The sequence below is a fragment of the Methylobacterium sp. TK26 genome (assembly GCF_055361565.1).
In genome coordinates, this window is sequence record NZ_CM143965.1 from 2,033,352 (window position 1) to 2,049,016 (window position 15,665).

General features: G+C 71.2%; 16 protein-coding genes. 9 read left to right on the forward strand and 7 right to left on the reverse strand.

Going from position 1 to position 15,665, the window contains the following annotated elements; all coding sequences use genetic code 11:
• The first annotated feature begins 7 nt into the window (after positions 1–7).
• Together pdxA and rsmA are read left to right on the forward strand one after the other, a co-directional pair.
• Positions 8–1,111, forward strand: a complete 1,104-nt coding sequence (gene pdxA / locus ACXJ1Y_RS09785; RefSeq protein ID WP_463849826.1) for a 4-hydroxythreonine-4-phosphate dehydrogenase PdxA — start codon at positions 8–10, stop codon at positions 1,109–1,111.
• Positions 1,108–1,971, forward strand: a complete 864-nt coding sequence (rsmA, locus tag ACXJ1Y_RS09790) for a 16S rRNA (adenine(1518)-N(6)/adenine(1519)-N(6))-dimethyltransferase RsmA (protein WP_463849827.1) — start codon at positions 1,108–1,110, stop codon at positions 1,969–1,971. Before pdxA ends, rsmA begins: the two co-directional genes overlap by 4 nt.
• A 22-nt stretch (positions 1,972–1,993) precedes the next feature.
• On the opposite strand, the gene ACXJ1Y_RS09795 is transcribed toward rsmA, so the two are convergent.
• The 3 genes from ACXJ1Y_RS09795 to ACXJ1Y_RS09805 all read right to left on the reverse strand — a co-directional run bounded on the left by ACXJ1Y_RS09795 (position 1,994) and on the right by ACXJ1Y_RS09805 (position 4,866).
• On the reverse strand, positions 1,994–2,977 hold the full coding sequence (locus tag ACXJ1Y_RS09795) for a TIM44-like domain-containing protein (RefSeq protein ID WP_463849828.1): 984 nt from the start codon (positions 2,975–2,977) through the stop codon (positions 1,994–1,996).
• Between the two features lie 106 nt (positions 2,978–3,083).
• Complete coding sequence (locus tag ACXJ1Y_RS09800) at positions 3,084–4,157, reverse strand: two-component system sensor histidine kinase NtrB (RefSeq protein WP_463849829.1); 1,074 nt, start codon at positions 4,155–4,157, stop codon at positions 3,084–3,086.
• A 76-nt stretch (positions 4,158–4,233) separates the two neighbouring features.
• A complete protein-coding gene (locus ACXJ1Y_RS09805; protein ID WP_463849830.1) occupies positions 4,234–4,866 on the reverse strand; it encodes a S24 family peptidase in 633 nt (210 codons plus the stop codon).
• A 237-nt stretch (positions 4,867–5,103) separates the two neighbouring features.
• Between ACXJ1Y_RS09805 and ACXJ1Y_RS09810 the strand changes: the two genes are divergently transcribed.
• The gene (locus ACXJ1Y_RS09810) at positions 5,104–5,454 is read left to right on the forward strand and encodes a DUF952 domain-containing protein (protein ID WP_463849831.1); all 351 of its coding nucleotides are present in this window, start codon (positions 5,104–5,106) and stop codon (positions 5,452–5,454) included.
• Positions 5,451–6,524 carry a quinone-dependent dihydroorotate dehydrogenase gene (locus ACXJ1Y_RS09815; RefSeq protein WP_463849832.1) on the forward strand — a complete coding sequence of 358 codons (1,074 nt, stop codon included), beginning with the start codon at positions 5,451–5,453 and terminating at the stop codon, positions 6,522–6,524. The genes ACXJ1Y_RS09810 and ACXJ1Y_RS09815 overlap by 4 nt, the downstream gene beginning before the upstream one ends.
• 11 nt (positions 6,525–6,535) lie before the next feature.
• Here ACXJ1Y_RS09815 and ACXJ1Y_RS09820 read toward each other — a convergent pair whose 3' ends face one another.
• A complete protein-coding gene (locus tag ACXJ1Y_RS09820) occupies positions 6,536–7,429 on the reverse strand; it encodes an HpcH/HpaI aldolase/citrate lyase family protein (RefSeq protein WP_463849833.1) in 894 nt (297 codons plus the stop codon).
• Positions 7,430–7,685: 256 nt separating this feature from the next.
• On the opposite strand from ACXJ1Y_RS09820, the gene ACXJ1Y_RS09825 reads away from it, so the two are divergent.
• Complete coding sequence (locus ACXJ1Y_RS09825) at positions 7,686–8,003, forward strand: YMGG-like glycine zipper-containing protein (protein ID WP_463849834.1); 318 nt, start codon at positions 7,686–7,688, stop codon at positions 8,001–8,003.
• Positions 8,004–8,010: 7 nt separating this feature from the next.
• Here ACXJ1Y_RS09825 and ACXJ1Y_RS09830 read toward each other — a convergent pair whose 3' ends face one another.
• Positions 8,011–9,276, reverse strand: coding sequence for an MATE family efflux transporter (locus ACXJ1Y_RS09830; protein WP_463850081.1), 1,266 nt, complete (start codon positions 9,274–9,276; stop codon positions 8,011–8,013).
• 150 nt (positions 9,277–9,426) lie between these two features.
• On the reverse strand, positions 9,427–9,756 hold the full coding sequence (locus ACXJ1Y_RS09835) for a DUF6460 domain-containing protein (RefSeq protein ID WP_463849835.1): 330 nt from the start codon (positions 9,754–9,756) through the stop codon (positions 9,427–9,429).
• A gap of 198 nt (positions 9,757–9,954) precedes the next feature.
• On the opposite strand from ACXJ1Y_RS09835, the gene ACXJ1Y_RS09840 reads away from it, so the two are divergent.
• From ACXJ1Y_RS09840 to pdeM, 3 genes are read left to right on the forward strand one after another with little or no spacing between them, the layout of a single operon-like run.
• Positions 9,955–10,911, forward strand: coding sequence for an alpha/beta hydrolase (locus ACXJ1Y_RS09840; RefSeq protein WP_463849836.1), 957 nt, complete (start codon positions 9,955–9,957; stop codon positions 10,909–10,911).
• Positions 10,827–13,415: a ligase-associated DNA damage response DEXH box helicase gene (locus tag ACXJ1Y_RS09845; protein WP_463849837.1), complete on the forward strand. Its 2,589-nt coding sequence runs from the start codon at positions 10,827–10,829 to the stop codon at positions 13,413–13,415. The genes ACXJ1Y_RS09840 and ACXJ1Y_RS09845 overlap by 85 nt, the downstream gene beginning before the upstream one ends.
• A 53-nt stretch (positions 13,416–13,468) precedes the next feature.
• Positions 13,469–14,182, forward strand: coding sequence for a ligase-associated DNA damage response endonuclease PdeM (pdeM, locus tag ACXJ1Y_RS09850; protein WP_463849838.1), 714 nt, complete (start codon positions 13,469–13,471; stop codon positions 14,180–14,182).
• A gap of 12 nt (positions 14,183–14,194) precedes the next feature.
• Here the strand turns inward: pdeM and ACXJ1Y_RS09855 are convergent, their stop codons facing one another.
• Entirely contained in the window at positions 14,195–15,130 is a 936-nt protein-coding gene (locus ACXJ1Y_RS09855) for a magnesium transporter CorA family protein (protein ID WP_463849839.1), read from the reverse strand.
• A 205-nt stretch (positions 15,131–15,335) separates the two neighbouring features.
• Here ACXJ1Y_RS09855 and groES point away from each other — a divergent pair, with 205 nt between their 5' ends.
• Positions 15,336–15,626 (forward strand): co-chaperone GroES, encoded by a 291-nt coding sequence (gene groES / locus ACXJ1Y_RS09860; protein ID WP_238249590.1) that lies wholly within the window; start codon positions 15,336–15,338, stop codon positions 15,624–15,626.
• Positions 15,627–15,665 lie beyond the last annotated feature (39 nt).

Here is a 15,665-nt window from a genome sequence, read left to right on the forward strand (position 1 = left end):
GAGCGCCATGGCCTCCCTCGCCCTCACCCTCGGCGATCCCGCCGGGATCGGTCCGGAACTGGCGCTCGCCGCGTGGCTCGAACGCGGCGGCCCGAACCCGCTGCCGCCGTTCTTCGTGCTCGGCGATCCCGCCTTCCTCGAACGCCTCGCCCTGCGCCTCGGCCGCCCCGTCCCCGTGGCGGAGGTCGATCCCGAGACCGCGACAGAGGTGTTCCCCCGCGCCCTGCCCGTCGTCCCGCTGCCGAGCGGCGCCACGGTGGAGGCGACCCCCGGCCTGCCCGATTCCGGCTATGCGGGCGCGGTGATCGAATCGATCAGCGCCGCCGTGGGGCTGGTGAAGGCCGGGCGCGCCTCGGCGGTTGTCACGAACCCCATCGCCAAGCACGTCCTCACCCGCGCGGGCTTCGCCCATCCCGGCCACACGGAGTTCCTGGCGGCGCTCGCGGTGCCGCCGGGCGTCGCGCCGCCCCGGCCGGTGATGATGATCTGGAGCGAGACGCTGGCCGTCGTGCCGGTGACGATCCACGTCCCCTTGCGCGACGTGCCCGACCTGCTCACCCAGGACCTCGTGGAGGAGACCGCGCGCATCGTCGCCCGCGACCTGCGCGAGCGCTTCGGCCTGCCGGAGCCGCGCCTCGTCCTCGCGGGGCTGAACCCCCATGCCGGGGAGGCCGGCACGATGGGCCACGAGGACCGGGACGTGCTGGCGCCCGCCGTGGCGCGGCTCCGCGCCGAGGGCATCGACATCCGGGGGCCGCTGCCCGCCGACACGCTGTTCCATGCCCGCGCCCGGGCGACCTACGATGTCGCCCTCGCCCCGACCCACGATCAGGCGCTGATCCCGATCAAGACCATCGCCTTCGATGACGGGGTGAACGTCACCCTCGGCCTGCCCTTCGTGCGGACCTCGCCCGATCACGGCACCGCCTTCGACATCGCCGGGAAGGGCATCGCGCGGCCGGACAGCCTGATCGCCGCGATCCGCCTCGCCAAGCGGCTGGCCGGCACCGTCCCCCGGTTTGCGCGGGACGCGGACAATCCCTTGAGCGTCTATGCCGGGCGGCAGCGTTCGCCGGGCGCCAACCATTTCGATCCCGAGGACGAGTTGTGAGCGCATCCGACGGGCTGCCGCCCCTGCGGGAGGTGGTGGCGCGCCACGGCCTCGAACCGAAGAAGGCGCTGGGCCAGAACTTCCTCTACGACCTCAACCTCACCGGGCGCATCGCCCGTGCGGCCGGGCCCCTCGAAGGGGTGACGGTGGTGGAGGTCGGCCCCGGTCCCGGCGGGCTCACCCGCGCCCTGCTGGCCGAGGGGGCGGCGCGTGTCGTGGCGATCGAGCGCGACCCGCGTGCCCTGCCGGCGCTCGCCGAGATCGCCGCGCATTATCCCGGCCGGCTCGAGGTGATCGATGCCGACGCCCTCGCCTTCGATCCCCGGCCCCTCATCGGGGAGGGCAAGGCGCGGATCGTCGCGAACCTTCCCTACAATGTCGGCACGGCTCTCCTCACCGGCTGGCTCTCCGGCGAGGCGTGGCCCGCATGGTGGGACAGCGCGGTGCTGATGTTCCAGCGGGAGGTGGCCGAGCGCATCGTCGCCACGCCGGAGGAGCGGGCGGATTACGGGCGGCTCGGGGTGCTGTGCGGCTGGCGGACGGACGCGTCGATCCTGTTCGACGTGGCGCCCTCGGCCTTCGTGCCGCCGCCCAAGGTGACGTCGAGCGTGGTGCGGCTGGTGCCCCGCGCCGCGCCCCTGCCCTGCCGGGCGGGTGCGCTGGAAGCGGTGACGCGGGCGGCCTTCGGCCAGCGGCGGAAGATGCTGCGTCAGAGCCTCAAGGCGCTCATTCCCGATCCGTCGCCCGTGCTCGACGCGGTGGGCATCGTGGAGACGGCGCGGGCGGAGGAGATCCCGGTGGAGGGCTTCGTCGCCCTGGCCAATGCCTGGGACGCGGACAGAAAAAAGACCGGCGCCTGAGGGGCGCCGGCCTGTCGAGACTTTAGCGGTTGGTCTGCTGGATCGCCGAGAGGACCCAGCCCCGGCCGGGCTGCCGCTGGAACGTCCAGAGCTCGGTCGCCTCCGGGTCGCCGTTGGCGACGATCCGGCCGCTGCCCCGCTCCATCGTCACGTCCTTCAGGGCGTAGCGCATGGCGACGGTGGCGTAGTCGGTGCGGTCCTCGCCCCAGCTCTCCGCGAGGTCGCCCTGCAGGAGCTTCACGTCCGAGATGCGGTTCACGACGCCGCGCGAGGCGTTGCCCTTCAACTCCTCATCGAAGTAGCTGACCATCTCGGGGGTGGAGAGGTTCGAGAGGGTCACGCGGTCTTCACGGGAATACGCGTCCTGGATGTCGCCGAGCAGCCGCTCGAACGCCTGGAAGTCGTTCGGGCCGATCTGCACCTGACGCATCTGCGGCTGGCGCGGCGTGCCGCCCATCGGGCCGCCTGCCATACCACCCGTCGGGCCGCCGGCCGGGCCGCCCATCGGACCCCCGTTCCCGGGGTTCGGGCCGGTGCGGGCGTAGCTGGCTGCGGCCGGCTCGCTGTTGCGGCGGCGGAAGAACCGCATCGCCAGCATCACGACGAGGACGAGCAGGCCGACCTGGAACAGCAGGCCGATCATGGAGGCGAGGCCGCCGAGGCCACCGAAGAAGCCGCCGCCGAGCAGCGCACCCAGCAGGCCGGCACCGAGCAGGCCCGCGAAGAAGCCGCCGCCGAACCGCCGCCCGGAGGGCTGCATGCCGGGGTTCGCCATGCCGGGATTGGTCATGCCCGGCGAGGGCGAGGTCTGGCTGCGCTGCATGGTCATGCCGCCGCCGGGGGCGGTCGGCGTGGCCGAGGGCGCGGTGTAGGTGCGCGAGCCGCGCGAACCCATGGATCCGCCGCCGCCGGGCCGAGCCTCGGCGATCGGGGCCGCGACGGTCAGCGCCGCGGCGAGCGCCAGGAGGGCCGCCTTGCGCCGGCTGCGCGATTGGATGGTCGACATGAAACGCCTCTGAAGACGAACCGGCGACGAAGCCGCCGATGATCATATGGGAACGGTTGGGCGGGGATTTTAGTCCGTCGCCTTGCGAGCTGCGCAGTTCACCGCGTCAGTGCAGGGTCCGTTCCGGGGCCGCCGGCAGGACGAGGCGCACGCGCGTGCCCCCGCCGGGTTCGCTGTCGAGGGAGATGGTGCCGTTCTGGCGCTTCATCAATCCGTGGACGATGGCGAGGCCCGCGCCCCTCCCCGCCTCCCGGCTGGTCTGGAACGGGGCGAGCGCCCGCGCCAGCATTTCCGGCGACATGCCCTGCCCTGTATCGCCCACCACGATCCCCACCGCTCCGGCGCCGGGATATTGCAGCGAGCGGTCGCCGGGTTCGATGCGGAAGGTCGAAAGCGTCAGCGTGCCGCCGTCCGGCATGGCCTCGCAGGCATTGGCCACGAGGTGCCGCAGGGCGAACTCGATCTGCGTCGGGTTGGTGATCGCCCGCGGCAGGCCGGGCGTCTGCTCGATGGCGAGGCGGATCCCCGGCGGCAGGTCGCTCGCCAGCCGCCCGCCCAGATCGGCCATGAGCGCGTCAAGGTCCACGGGGCGGACATCGGGCGCGATGCGCCGAGAATAGGCCAGCAATTGCCGGGTGAGGATCGCGGCCCGCTCGGTGGCGTCGGCCGAGCGGGAGATCGCCCGCTGGATGAACGGTTCCTGCCGGTCGCCGAGGCGGCGCTTCAATCCGTCGATGTAGCCGATCAGGATCTGCAGAAAGTTGTTGAACTCGTGGGCAACGCTGTTCGTCAGGAGCCCCAGAGCCTCTCGCTGGCGGGAGAGGGCGAGGGCCGCCTCGGCCTCGTGCCGGGCCGTCACGTCGAGGATCTGGCCGATCTTCTGTCCGCCTTCCGCGAAGGGGGCCAGCGTCAGGCTCGCCCAGAAGGTCGCGCCGTCCGCCCGGCGCGCCAGGAATTCCTGCGTCGCGTCGAGGGCGGCGTCGGCGGCGGCGTTGCCGGGGCAGGCGAGCGCCTCCAGCCCCTGACCCGCGAGGGCTGACGGCCCGTGCCCGGTGAGCGCATCGAAGGCCGGGTTGGTCCACAGGATCGTGCCGTCCGCATCGAGGGTGAGACTCGGGGTCGGCAGGGCCGCCAGCACCGTGCGTGCGGCCTCGCCGGGATCCGTGTCGCGCTGCACCATCCCCGCCTTCGCCAAAACGTCCTCGCTTGCCGGAGCGATAGCCGCTGCCGCCGGCCCGGCCAAGAGCGGGCGGCCCTTACTGGCGGACCCACATGACGCGGGCCATCCAGGCGATCTCGCCGATGTTGAGCACCCGGTCGGCATGCTCCGGGTTCAGAGAGGCGAGTTCGACGGTTCGCGCGGTGCGCCGCCGCAGCTCCTTCGCCAGAACCTCGCCGCCATGCAGCCGCACGACCACCCGGTCGCCCTTACGCACGCTCGCGGTGGGGGAGACGATGAGCACGTCGCCGTCGCGGAACAGGGGGTTCATGGAATCGCCCTGCACCTCCAGGGCGAAGGCGCGCTCCTCGCCGAGGTCGGGGAACTCGATCTCCTCCCAGCCCGGCCCGCCGGTCGGCATGCCTTCGTCGGTGAAGACCCGGCCGGAGCCGGCCTGCGTGAGGCCGATCAGCGGCACCATGGTCCGGGCCGGCACGGCGCGGGCCTCGATGAGCCGCAGGAATTCATCCAGGCTCGCCCCCGTGGCGGCCAGGACCTTCGAGATCGATTCGGTGGAGGGCCAGCGTTTGCGCCCATCCGCGCCGACCCGCTTCGAGCGGTTGAAGCTCGTGGCATCGAGCCCAGCCTTGCGGGCGAGGCCGGAGGCGGAATAGCCATGGCGCTCGGCGAGCCGGTCGATGGCGTTCCAAATCTGTTCGTGCGACAGCATGCGACCCGCCGAGTCTGGTCTGAACGGTCCGGAGACCTCGGCCCGCTTGTTCCGCGCCGGACACAATCCGATAGCCGGCCTGGTTGAGACGCGCAGCCTAATTCTAGGAAACTAGAACTATACCGCGCCAATTGCAATCGAGACTCAAGTGACGGTCTAGAAAGACTGGATTCCGTGCTTTCGGCTGTTGCCGCCGAACGGGGCTCGCTCTATCCGACGCCCACGAGGGACCTGACCATGCCGCTCATCTACAAGATCTGTCCGCGCGCCCTGTGGCGGGACGCCGAGCGCCAGGGCCGCTTCACCGGCGCGCCGGTGGATGTCGCGGACGGGTTCATCCATTTCTCTACCGCCCCACAGGTGGCCGAGACCGCCGCCCGCCACTTCGACGGGCAGGACGACCTGCTCCTCGTCGCCGTCGAGGGCGACCGGCTGGGCGACGCCCTGTGCTACGAAGCCTCGCGCGGCGGCGACCTGTTCCCGCATCTCTACGGCGACCTGCCGCTCGCGGCGGTGGTGTCGGTCGAGGAGATGCCCCTCGGCCCGGATGGGCGCCACCGCTTCCCGGAGGGTATCTTCCCGCAATGATCGACGCGGCCTTCCCCCTGGTGCGGCCCCTACTGCACCGGCTCGACGCCGAGCGCGCCCACGACCTGACGATCCGCGCCCTCGCGGCTCTGCCGGCCGCCTCGCCCGCGCCCGACGATCCCTGCCTCGCGGTCGATGTCCTCGGCCGGCGCTTCCCGAACCCGGTCGGCCTCGCCGCCGGCTTCGACAAGGGCGCGCGGGTGCCGGACGCCCTGCTCGGGCTCGGCTTCGGCTTCGTGGAGGTCGGCGGCGTCGTGCCCCGGCCGCAGCCGGGCAATCCAAAGCCCCGCGTCTTCCGGCTGCCCGCCGACCGGGCGGTGATCAACCGCTTCGGCCTGAACAGCGAGGGGCTGGACGTGGTGGCCGCGCGGCTGAAGACGCGGGCCGGGCGACCGGGCCTCGTCGGGGTCAACATCGGGGCGAACAAGGACTCGACCGACCGCCTCGCCGACTACGCCGCCTGCACGGCGGCGCTGGTGCCGCATGTCGCCTTCGTCACCGTGAACGTGTCCTCGCCGAACACGCCGGGCCTGCGCGATTTGCAGGGGGAAGCCTTCCTCGACGAGTTGCTGGCCCGCGTCGTCGCGGCCCGCGACGCGGCCGGCGCCGGGGCGGCGATCCTGCTCAAGATTGCCCCGGACATGGCGCTCGATGCCCTCGATGCCGTCTGCGCCACCGCCCTGCGGCGGGGCGTTCAGGCCCTCGTCGTCTCGAACACCACCGTGGACCGGCCCGCGAGCCTGCGCGAGGGCGCGCTCGCCCGTGAGACCGGCGGTCTCTCCGGTCGGCCGCTCTTCGTCCCGGCGACGCGGATGCTGGCGCAGGCGTGGCAACGGGTCGGCCACGCGATCCCCCTCGTCGGGGTCGGCGGCGTCGATTCGGCCGAGGCCGCCTGGACGAAGATCCGCGCCGGGGCGAGCCTCGTGCAGCTCTACTCGGCCCTGGTCTACGAGGGGCCGGGGCTGGTCGGGCGCATCAAGCGCGGCCTCGCCGAGCGGGTCCGCGCCGAGGGCGGCACGTCGGTCGCGGCCTTCGTCGGCCGCGACGCGCGGGCTCTGGCGGACGCTTAAAACCCCTTCACCTAGAACCCCTTGGCTTGGATCGCCTCCGCCCAGTTCACGGCGCGGCGGTTCATGGCGAGGTGCTGGCGCTCGTAGAGCCGGCCTTCGAGCTTGATGACGCCGCGCTTGGCGTATTCCGGCTTCTCGAAGGCCTCGATCACCATCTTGGCCCGGCGCACCTCTTCCTCCGTGGGGGCGAAGGAGGTGTTGGCGGGCTCCAATTGGCTCGGGTGGATCAGCGTCTTGCCGTCGAAGCCGAGGTCGCGGGCCTGACGGCACTCGTCGCGGCAGCCCTCCACGTCCGAGATGTCGTTGAACACCCCGTCGAGGATGGTCAGGCCCTCCGAACGGGCCGCGGCCAGGACGGTCATCATCCACGGCAAGAACGGCGCGCGGCCGGGCACGATCTTGGCCCAGGTGTCCTTCGAGAGGTCGTTGGTGCCCAGCACGAAGCAGGCGAGCCGGTTGCGGTGGTCGCGCCGGGCCTTGGCGATGTCGTGGATGTTCAGGATCGAGGCCGGCGTCTCGATCATCGCCCAGATGCGGATGTCCTCCGGCGCATCGAGGGATTCGAGCCGGTCGGCGATGTTCTCCAGCACGGCGGGGGACGACACCTTCGGCATCAGGATCGCATCGGGCTTGGCTTCGATGGCCGCGTGCAGGTCCGCCTCGCCCCAGGGGGTCTGCGGCGCGTTGACGCGGATGATCAGCTCGCGCTCGCCGTAGCCGCCGTTCTTCACCGCCGCGCAGACCTGCTCGCGCGCCGTCTCCTTCTCGTCGGGGCCGACTGCATCCTCAAGGTCGAGGATGATGGAATCGCAGGGGAGCGACTTGGCCTTCTCCAGCGCCCGCTGGTTCGAGCCCGGCATGTAGAGCACGCTGCGGCGCAGGCGGAGATCGGTCAGCGTGGCCATCGGCACCATCCTTCCCACACGGCCCTCCGGCCGCGGCTGTTCATCGGTCGACCCGTCGCCCGGCCGGTGGCCCGTTCCGGTGAGGTCGCGTTGCGCCGCACACTAAACGACGGCGGCGCGCAGGACATCGGTGTTTTGCATCGGCGATTGAGGGCACGGACAGTTTGACACCCGCCCAAGAACAGACGACGGCCGTGCTTTCGTCACGGTCGTTCACTCTAAACCCGCCGAACTCACTGCAATCTTGGACTTATTGATGAGACGGACATTTCTGATGCTCGCCCTCGCCGGCCTCCTCGCGATGCCGCAGGCGGCCTCGGCACAGAGCCGTACGACGATCGGCGTCGGCTCGGGCGCCGTGGCGGGGGCGCTCGTCGGCGGCCCCATCGGCGCCGTGGCGGGGGCGGTGATCGGCGGCGTCATCGGCAACTCGTCGGAGCGCGGCGGCCGCCGCCATGTCCGCCGCAGCCGTCGCGTCGTCTCCGCGCGCCGCGCGCCGCAGCGCCGGGCCGAGGCGACGATCCCCCGCCCCGCGACGGTGGCGACGGCCACCCCATGGAAGGATCCGCGCTGAGCTGCACTCAGGCGAAGGTGCGCCGCAGGAGACCGGGATAGGCGATCCGCTGGCCGAGGCCCCGCGCGGCGAGGAACACGATGAGGGCGATCCAGAGCCCGGTGTTCCCGAGGCCCAGGGCCTCCACCAGCGCGACGGTGCCGGTGAAGACGCCCAGGGCGATGAGCATGAGGTTGCGCATCGCCCGGGTCCATGTCGCGCCGATGAAGATGCCGTCGTAGGCGAAGGCCGAAGCCGCCGCGACGGGCGCGAGTCCGGCAAGGGGCAGGTAGCTCCGCGCCGCCTCGCGGACGGGGCCGTTCGTCGTCACGAAGTCGATGAAGGCGCCCCCGCCGGTCAGCGCCAGCAGGCTCACCGCGAGGCCGAAGCCGAGGCACCACCGCAGGCTGAGCGAGGCGGCGGTGCGGAAGGAGGCCGCGTCGCGGGCGCCGACCGATTGCCCGCATAGGGTCTCGGCGGCGGTGGCGAAGCCGTCGAGGAAGAAGCCCCCGATCAGCACGAGATTCCACAGGACGGCGTTGGCCGCGAGGATCACGTCGCCCTGCCGCGCCCCGAGCGCCGAGAAGGTGACGATGGCCGCGATGATCGCGAGCGTCCGCAGGATGACGTCGACGTTCACGGCCAGCGTCCGCTTCAGCGCGGCCGCGTCGCGGATCTCCGCCAGCGGCACCCGGAACGGGCGCGAGCCGAGGCGCGAGACCACGAACAGCCCGAGCACCAGCCCGGCGGCCTCCGCGCCGAGCGCCGCCAAACCCGCCCCCGCGATGCCGAGATCGGCCACGAGCACCAGGGCAAGGGTGAGCGCGATGTTGATGAGGTTGATCGCGACCTGCAGCACGAGGCCGAGATCGGTCCGCCCCCGGCCGAGCACCGAGCCGAGCAGGGCGTAATTCGCCAGGACGAAGGGCGCCGAGAGGATGCGGATGTGGAAGTAGCTCGACAGGGCCGCGACCACCGCCGGGCTCGCGCCGCTCACCGCGAAGGCCGCCTGCCCGAGGGGCCATTGCAGCAGCGCGATGGCGAGGCCGGCGAGCGCACCGGCCGCCAGGGCCCGGGCGAGGCTGCGGTCCACCTCCGACTCGTCACCCGCGCCGACCGCCTGCGCGGTGAGCCCCGCCGTCGCCATGCGCAGCGAGCCGAAGGACCAGAAGATCGCATCGAAGATGACGGCGCCCAGCGAGATGGCGCCGAGCAGGGCCGCATCCCCCAGCCGGCCGATCACCGCCGCGCCGACGAAGCCGAGCAGCGGCGTCGTCACGTTGGCGAGCGTCATCGGCAGCGCGAGCCGCAGCACGCGGGCATGGTTGACGGGGATGGCGGCGGAGGCGGTCACGGCGGGGCCCGTTGTAGGGACGTCAATGAAGCGGTCCCGCCGCGATGGTCAGCGCGTCCGTGCGCCAGCGCACACGACGCCCTGTGGTTCCTAGCGCGAAACGGCGAACAGCCGCGCGACGAGCCAAAGCGGCACCACGACGAGGGCGCCGGCCACGACCCAGCCGGTCAGGTCGTGCAATTGGGTCGTGGCGAGATGGACGAGATCCTGGATCGAATCGACCGCGCGCCAGAACAGCAGCCCCGGCGTGACGCCGAGCATCGACATGAAGGCGCCGACGAGGATCGACAGGAACAGCAGGCGTAGGAACACGCCGGCGGGCGATCCGCCGAGGAACCGGCGCAGGGTGGAGGGTCGCCCCGTCGGGAAGGCGGAGTGGGGCGGCACGCCGGTCTGGTGTCGATCGTGGTTGAGAAGCATCGTTCGTCTCGCTCGAGCGCCCTAACTTCGTCCCGGAACCGGGCATAACCGTGGCCGTCGCACCACACCGGCGCGAAAGCCGGTGACATCCGCGACAGTGGCGGATTTCGCCGCCCCGCCCCAGATGGCAAGCATGGCGACTCGCGCCAAGATGGCCGAGATGCCGCCCGAGCCCCGCCGGCCGACAGAGACGAGAGAATGATCGACCACGCCCTGTTCGACCCGGCGACGATCGATCCCGAGACGAAACGGCTGAATGCCGAGATCGTCGCGGCCCATGCCGCGCAGCCGGACCCCTGGACGCTGCCGATCGCGGAGGTGCGCGCCCGCCGCCGGGCCGGCACCCAGGCCTCCCCGGCCATGCCGCGCAGCGCGCGGGCCGAGTGGCTGACCATCGACGGGCCGGACGGCCCGCTGCGCGTGCGCTGCATCCGGCCGAAGCCGGGGGCGAAGGTGCGCGGCGCCTATCTGCACATCCATCGCGGCGGCTGGATCTGGGGTTCGGCCGACGAGCAGGATCCGTGGCTGGAGCGGGTCGCCGACACCTGCGGGTTCGTCACGCTCTCGGTGGAATACCGGCTCGCCCCCGAACACCCCTACCCGGCCGCCCTCCTCGATTGCGAGGCGGCTGCGCTCTGGCTCGTCAGCAAGGGCCGGGCCGAGTTCGGCGTGTCCGCCCTGACCATCGGCGGCGAATCGGTCGGCGCCCACCTCGCGGTGATGGTGATGCTGCGCCTGCGCGACAAGCACGGGCTCGGCCGCGCCTTCCGTGGGGCGAACCTCAATGCCGGCTTCTTCGATCTCGGCCTCACCCCCTCGGTGCGGAACTGGGGTTCGGAACGCCTCGTGGTGAACACAGAGGACCTGACCCGTTTCGCGGACGGCTACGTCCGCGACGGCATCGACCGGCGCCGGCCGGACGTCTCGCCGATCTACGCCGAGCTGAAGGGCCTGCCGCCGGCCCTGTTCACCGTCGGCACCTGCGATCCCCTGATCGACGACACGCTCTACATGTCCGCGCGCTGGGCGGCGGCGGGCAATGGCGGGCACACGGCGATCTATCCGGGCGGATGCCACATCTTCGTGCGCTACCCCGGCGCGATGAGCGAGCGCGCCCTCGAACTGATCGACCGTTTCCTCATGGCCCTCGCCTGAGCGGCCGGGCGGACGATCTCCCTCCAGCCTTCCGGTCGTGGTTCGCCGCGCGGGGCTGGGAGCCCCGCAGCCATCAGCTCGACCTGCTGCGCCTCGCACGGGTGGGGCGCTCCGCGCTCCTCGTGGCGCCGACCGGCGCGGGCAAGACGCTGGCCGGCTTCCTGCCGAGCCTCGTCTCGCTCTCCGAGCGCGGCGGCGGCAAGGCGAAGAAGCCTGCCCTGCATACGCTCTACGTCTCGCCGCTGAAGGCGCTCGCCGTCGACATCGCCCGCAACCTCGATGCGCCCATCGAGGGGATGGACCTCCCCGTCCGCGTCGAGACCCGCACGGGCGACACCCCGTCCCACAAGCGCGCCCGGCAGGTCAGCCGCCCGCCCGACATCCTGCTCACGACGCCGGAGCAATTGTCGCTGCTGATCGCCCACCGCGAGGCCGCCGACCTGTTCGCCGGCCTGCGCTGCGTGATCCTCGACGAGCTGCACGCGCTCGTCACCTCGAAGCGGGGCGACCTCCTCTCCCTGGCGATGGCGCGGCTGCACACGCTGAGCCCCGGCCTCGTCTCGATCGGCCTCTCCGCCACGGTGCGTGAGCCCGATGAGTTGCGGCGCTATCTCGTCCCGCAGGGCCGCGCGGAGGCGGCGCCCCTCGCCGACCTCGTGGTGGTGGCGGGCGGTGCCCGCGCCGACCTGCGAATGCTCGACCTCGGCCGCCCGCTGCCGATCTCCGGCCACACGGCGTGGCACTCGATGGAGGCGATCTACGACCTCATCAAGGAGCACCGGACGACCCTCGTCTTCGTGAACACGAGGCTCCAGGCCGAATACACCTTCCAGGAACTCTGGCGGCTCAACGAGGACACGCTGCCCATCGCGATCCACCACGGCTCCCTCGATGCCGCCCAGCGGCGGCGGGTGGAGGCGGCGATGGCGTCGGGGGGCCTGCGGGCCATCGTCTGCACCGCGACCCTCGATCTCGGCATCGACTGGGGCGACGTCGATCTCGTGGTGAATGTCGGGGCGCCGAAGGGGGCGAGCCGGATCATGCAGCGGATCGGCCGGGCCAACCACCGCATGGACGAGCCCTCGAAAGCCTATCTCGTCCCCGGCAACCGGTTCGAGATGCTGGAATGTCAGGCGGCGCTGGATGCCGTCGAGGAGGCGGCGCAGGATACGCCCGACGCCCGGGAAGGCGCCCTCGACGTGCTGGCCCAGCACGTCCTCGGCATGGCCTGCGCCGACGCCTTCGACGCGAGCGCCCTCTACGACGAGATCGTCTCTGCGTCGCCCTATGCCGGCCTGACCTGGGAGCGGTTCGAGCAGGTCATCGACTACGTGGCGACAGGCGGCTACGCGCTGCGGGCCTACGAGCGCTTCGCCAAGATCTTGCGCGGGCCGGACGGGCTGTGGCGGGTGCGCGACGCCCGCACGGCGCAAAACTACCGGATGAATGTCGGCACCATCGTCGAGGCGGCGCGGGTGAAGGTGCGCCTCGGCCGGAGCCTGCGCGGCAAGCCGGGCACGGTGCTGCCGAAGACCGGCCGCGTGCTCGGCGAGGTCGAGGACGAGTTCGCCGAGACCCTGACGCCCGGCGACACCTTCCTGTTCGCGGGAGAGACCCTGCGCTTCGAAGGGCTGGCCGAGGACGAGGCCCTCGTCACCCGTGCCCCGCCGGGGACCGACCCGGCGATCCCCTCCTATGCCGGCTCGAAGTTCCCCCTCTCGACCTTCCTCGCGGCGCGGGTGCGGGCCATCATCGCCGACCCGTTCGAGTGGGACCGGCTGCCGAAATCCATCGGCGACTACCTCGTGCAGCAGCGCCGCCGCTCGGTCCTGCCGGGGGAGCGCGACCTGCTGGTCGAGACCTTCCCGCGCGGCAAGCGCCACTACCTCACGGCGTTCCCCTTCGAGGGGCGGCTCGCCCACCAGACGCTCGGCATGCTGCTGACCCGGCGCCTCGAACGGGCGGGGCTCCGGCCGCTCGGCTTCGCGGCCAACGATTACGGCATCGCCATCTGGATGACGCGGGACATCTCGGAGCGGGCCGGCTTCGATCCCGACTTCATCGGCGAGCTGTTCGGCGAGGACATGCTCGGCGACGACCTCGAAGCGTGGCTCGATGAATCGGCCATGATGAAGCGCACCTTCCGGCAATGCGCCGTGATCGCCGGGCTGATCGAGCGCCACCACCCCGGCCAGAAGAAGACCGGCCGGCAGGTCACAATCTCGACGGACCTGATCTTCGACGTGCTGCGCAAGCACGAACCCGACCACCTGCTGCTCGCCGCCGCGCGGCAGGATGCGGCAACCGGACTCCTCGACGTGAGGCGGCTCGGCATGATGCTAGAACGCATCCAGGGGCGAATCATCCATCGCGCCCTCGACCGGGTGTCGCCGCTGTCCGTCTCCGTGATGCTGGAGATCGGCCGCGAGCGGGTCTACGGCGAGGGAGCGGACGAGATTCTGGCCGAGGCCGAGGCGGAGCTTCTTCAGGAAGCCCTGGCTTGAGCCGAGGCCCGCACGACGGTTCGCCCTTCCCCGACGCGATAGAGGATGCCCTGGTGGCGGCCGGACTCCGACTCGAGAAGACCCAGAAGCACCCGACGATCACTGTCGCGGGCGAAGTGCTCACCCTCGATCTCTGCGGCGGGATCTGGCTCGAAGCCCACCGCACGCTGATCGTCTCCGACCTCCACCTGGAGAAGGGTTCCGCCTTCGCCGCCCGGTCGGGCCAGTTCCTGCCGCCCTACGACACCCGCGAGACCCTCGCCTGCCTGCACGAAGCCATCGTGCGGCACGAGCCCGCCCGCGTCGTCGCGCTGGGCGATTCCTTCCACGATGCGCGCGGCCCCGAGCGCATGGAGCCCGGCGACCGGGCGATGGTCGCCGCCCTGCAGGAGGGGCGCGACTGGGTCTGGATCGCCGGCAACCACGACGCGGCGGTGCAGGAGGGCGTCGGCGGGCGCTACGCCGAGGCGCTGACCCTCGGCAACCTCGTGCTCCGGCACGAGCCGGGTGAGGCCCCCTCCCCCGGCGAGATCGCCGGCCACCTCCACCCTTGCGGGAAGGTGGCTGGCCGTGGCCGCGCCGTGCGCCGCCGCTGCTTCGTCACCGACGGTCAGCGCCTCGTCATGCCGGCGCTCGGCGCCTTCGCCGGGGGGCTGAACGTGCGGGACAAGGCCTTCGACGCCGCCTTCCCCAAGGGCTTCACGGCCTACCTCCTCGGCGACGGCCGCGTCTTCGCCATCGGCCGGGCACAGCTGGCGCGGGATTGACGACCGTGCCGCTCAGAACCAGCCTCTGATGCGGAAGTAGATGATCGGCATCACCGCGCTCAGGAAGATCAAACACAGGGCGTAGGGATAGCCGTAGGCCCAGTCGAGTTCCGGCATGTTCTTGAAGTTCATGCCGTATATCGACGCGATCAGCGTCGGCGGCACGCCCACCACCGAGACGACGGTGAGCACCCGGAAGACGTTGTTCTGCTCGATGTTGATGAGCCCCAGGGCCGCGTCGAGCAGGAACTGAACGTTCTCCGCGAGCCGCGTCTCGAATTCGTCAAGCGATTCGATGTCCCGGCGGATCGTCTCGAACCGCCCGTCGTCGTTGAGTTCGAGCCCGTCGCAGGCGCTCGACACGAAGGGCAGGATGCGCTCCAGCCCAAGCAGGCTTGCCCGCACCTTGCCGAGCACTTTCCCCCGGCGGCTGATCGCCCGCAGGATGCGCCGCAGGGCGATGTCGCGGCGGCGGGGCGGCGGCTCTTCCATCCGTCGGGCGGAGGGGCCGCGCACATCGAAGTCGAAGATGCGGCTCGACAGCGAATCGAGGTCGGCAGCCATCTCCTCCAGGGCGTCGGCGAGGCTGTCGACCAGCTCCTCCAGCAGGACGATGAAGGTCTCGGCCGGATCCCCCGCCTCCTCCTCCGACAGGCGTTGCGCCGCGTGGCCGTAGGCGCGCAGATCGTGGAAGCGGACGGTGACGAGGTGATCCTTCGTCAGCAGGAAGCCGAGGGGCTTCAGCTGCGAATCCGCCTGCTCGAAGGTGATCATCGGCGTCGAGAGGGAGAGCCCGCCCTTCAGCCGGCGCAGGCGGCTCGACGTCTCCACCTCGGAGAGCGCGGCGCGCGTGGGAATGCGCAGCCCGGTCTCCTTCTCCACCGACGCGACCTCCTCCGCCGAGGGGTCGAGCAGGTCGATCCAGACCGCCCCGTGTTTCTTCAGCATGTCGGGTGGCGATCCTGGCAGACACGGGCCGCGACGCGGCCCGGGAAGGTGCGACCATCTTGACTCGATGACGCGCGATGGCTATTTCGCCACCACGTTGGCACTCGTCAAACGAGAGTGCTAACAAGGGTGCTAACTATGGGGTCGAGGCGACCCGCCGGGCCGCATCAACGCCATCTCCAGACCTGAAGCAAGAGGGCAACTCATGAAGTTCCGTCCGCTGCACGACCGTGTGGTCGTCCGCCGTATCGAGAGCGAAGAGAGGACGAAGGGCGGGATCATCATCCCCGATTCCGCCAAGGAGAAGCCGCAGGAGGGCGAGATCATCGCCGTCGGGCCGGGCGCCCGCGACGAGAACGGCCGGGTGAACCCCCTCGACGTCAAGGCCGGCGACCGCGTCCTGTTCGGCAAGTGGTCCGGCACCGAGGTCAAGATCGACGGCGAAGACCTCCTCATCATGAAGGAGTCGGACATCATGGGCGTGGTCAACCTCTGACCCCCATCCGACCCAGACAGCTTTGAAGTCCCTTTGAGG

Bases quoted from the DNA above. Each gene is read 5' to 3' on its own strand.
- ACXJ1Y_RS09805 (WP_463849830.1), bottom strand. From the start codon at position 4,866: ATGCTGTCGCACGAACAGATTTGGAACGCCATCGACCGGCTCGCCGAG.
- groES (WP_238249590.1), top strand. From the start codon at position 15,336: ATGAAGTTCCGTCCGCTGCACGACCGTGTGGTCGTCCGCCGTATCGAG.
- ACXJ1Y_RS09840 (WP_463849836.1), top strand. From the start codon at position 9,955: ATGATCGACCACGCCCTGTTCGACCCGGCGACGATCGATCCCGAGACG.
- ACXJ1Y_RS09830 (WP_463850081.1), bottom strand. From the start codon at position 9,276: ATGACGCTCGCCAACGTGACGACGCCGCTGCTCGGCTTCGTCGGCGCG.
- ACXJ1Y_RS09810 (WP_463849831.1), top strand. From the start codon at position 5,104: ATGCCGCTCATCTACAAGATCTGTCCGCGCGCCCTGTGGCGGGACGCC.
- ACXJ1Y_RS09820 (WP_463849833.1), bottom strand. From the start codon at position 7,429: ATGGCCACGCTGACCGATCTCCGCCTGCGCCGCAGCGTGCTCTACATG.
- ACXJ1Y_RS09855 (WP_463849839.1), bottom strand. From the start codon at position 15,130: ATGCTGAAGAAACACGGGGCGGTCTGGATCGACCTGCTCGACCCCTCG.
- pdxA (WP_463849826.1), top strand. From the start codon at position 8: ATGGCCTCCCTCGCCCTCACCCTCGGCGATCCCGCCGGGATCGGTCCG.
- ACXJ1Y_RS09845 (WP_463849837.1), top strand. From the start codon at position 10,827: ATGCCACATCTTCGTGCGCTACCCCGGCGCGATGAGCGAGCGCGCCCT.
- ACXJ1Y_RS09800 (WP_463849829.1), bottom strand. From the start codon at position 4,157: ATGGTGCAGCGCGACACGGATCCCGGCGAGGCCGCACGCACGGTGCTG.
- ACXJ1Y_RS09815 (WP_463849832.1), top strand. From the start codon at position 5,451: ATGATCGACGCGGCCTTCCCCCTGGTGCGGCCCCTACTGCACCGGCTC.
- ACXJ1Y_RS09835 (WP_463849835.1), bottom strand. From the start codon at position 9,756: ATGCTTCTCAACCACGATCGACACCAGACCGGCGTGCCGCCCCACTCC.
- ACXJ1Y_RS09795 (WP_463849828.1), bottom strand. From the start codon at position 2,977: ATGTCGACCATCCAATCGCGCAGCCGGCGCAAGGCGGCCCTCCTGGCG.
- ACXJ1Y_RS09825 (WP_463849834.1), top strand. From the start codon at position 7,686: ATGAGACGGACATTTCTGATGCTCGCCCTCGCCGGCCTCCTCGCGATG.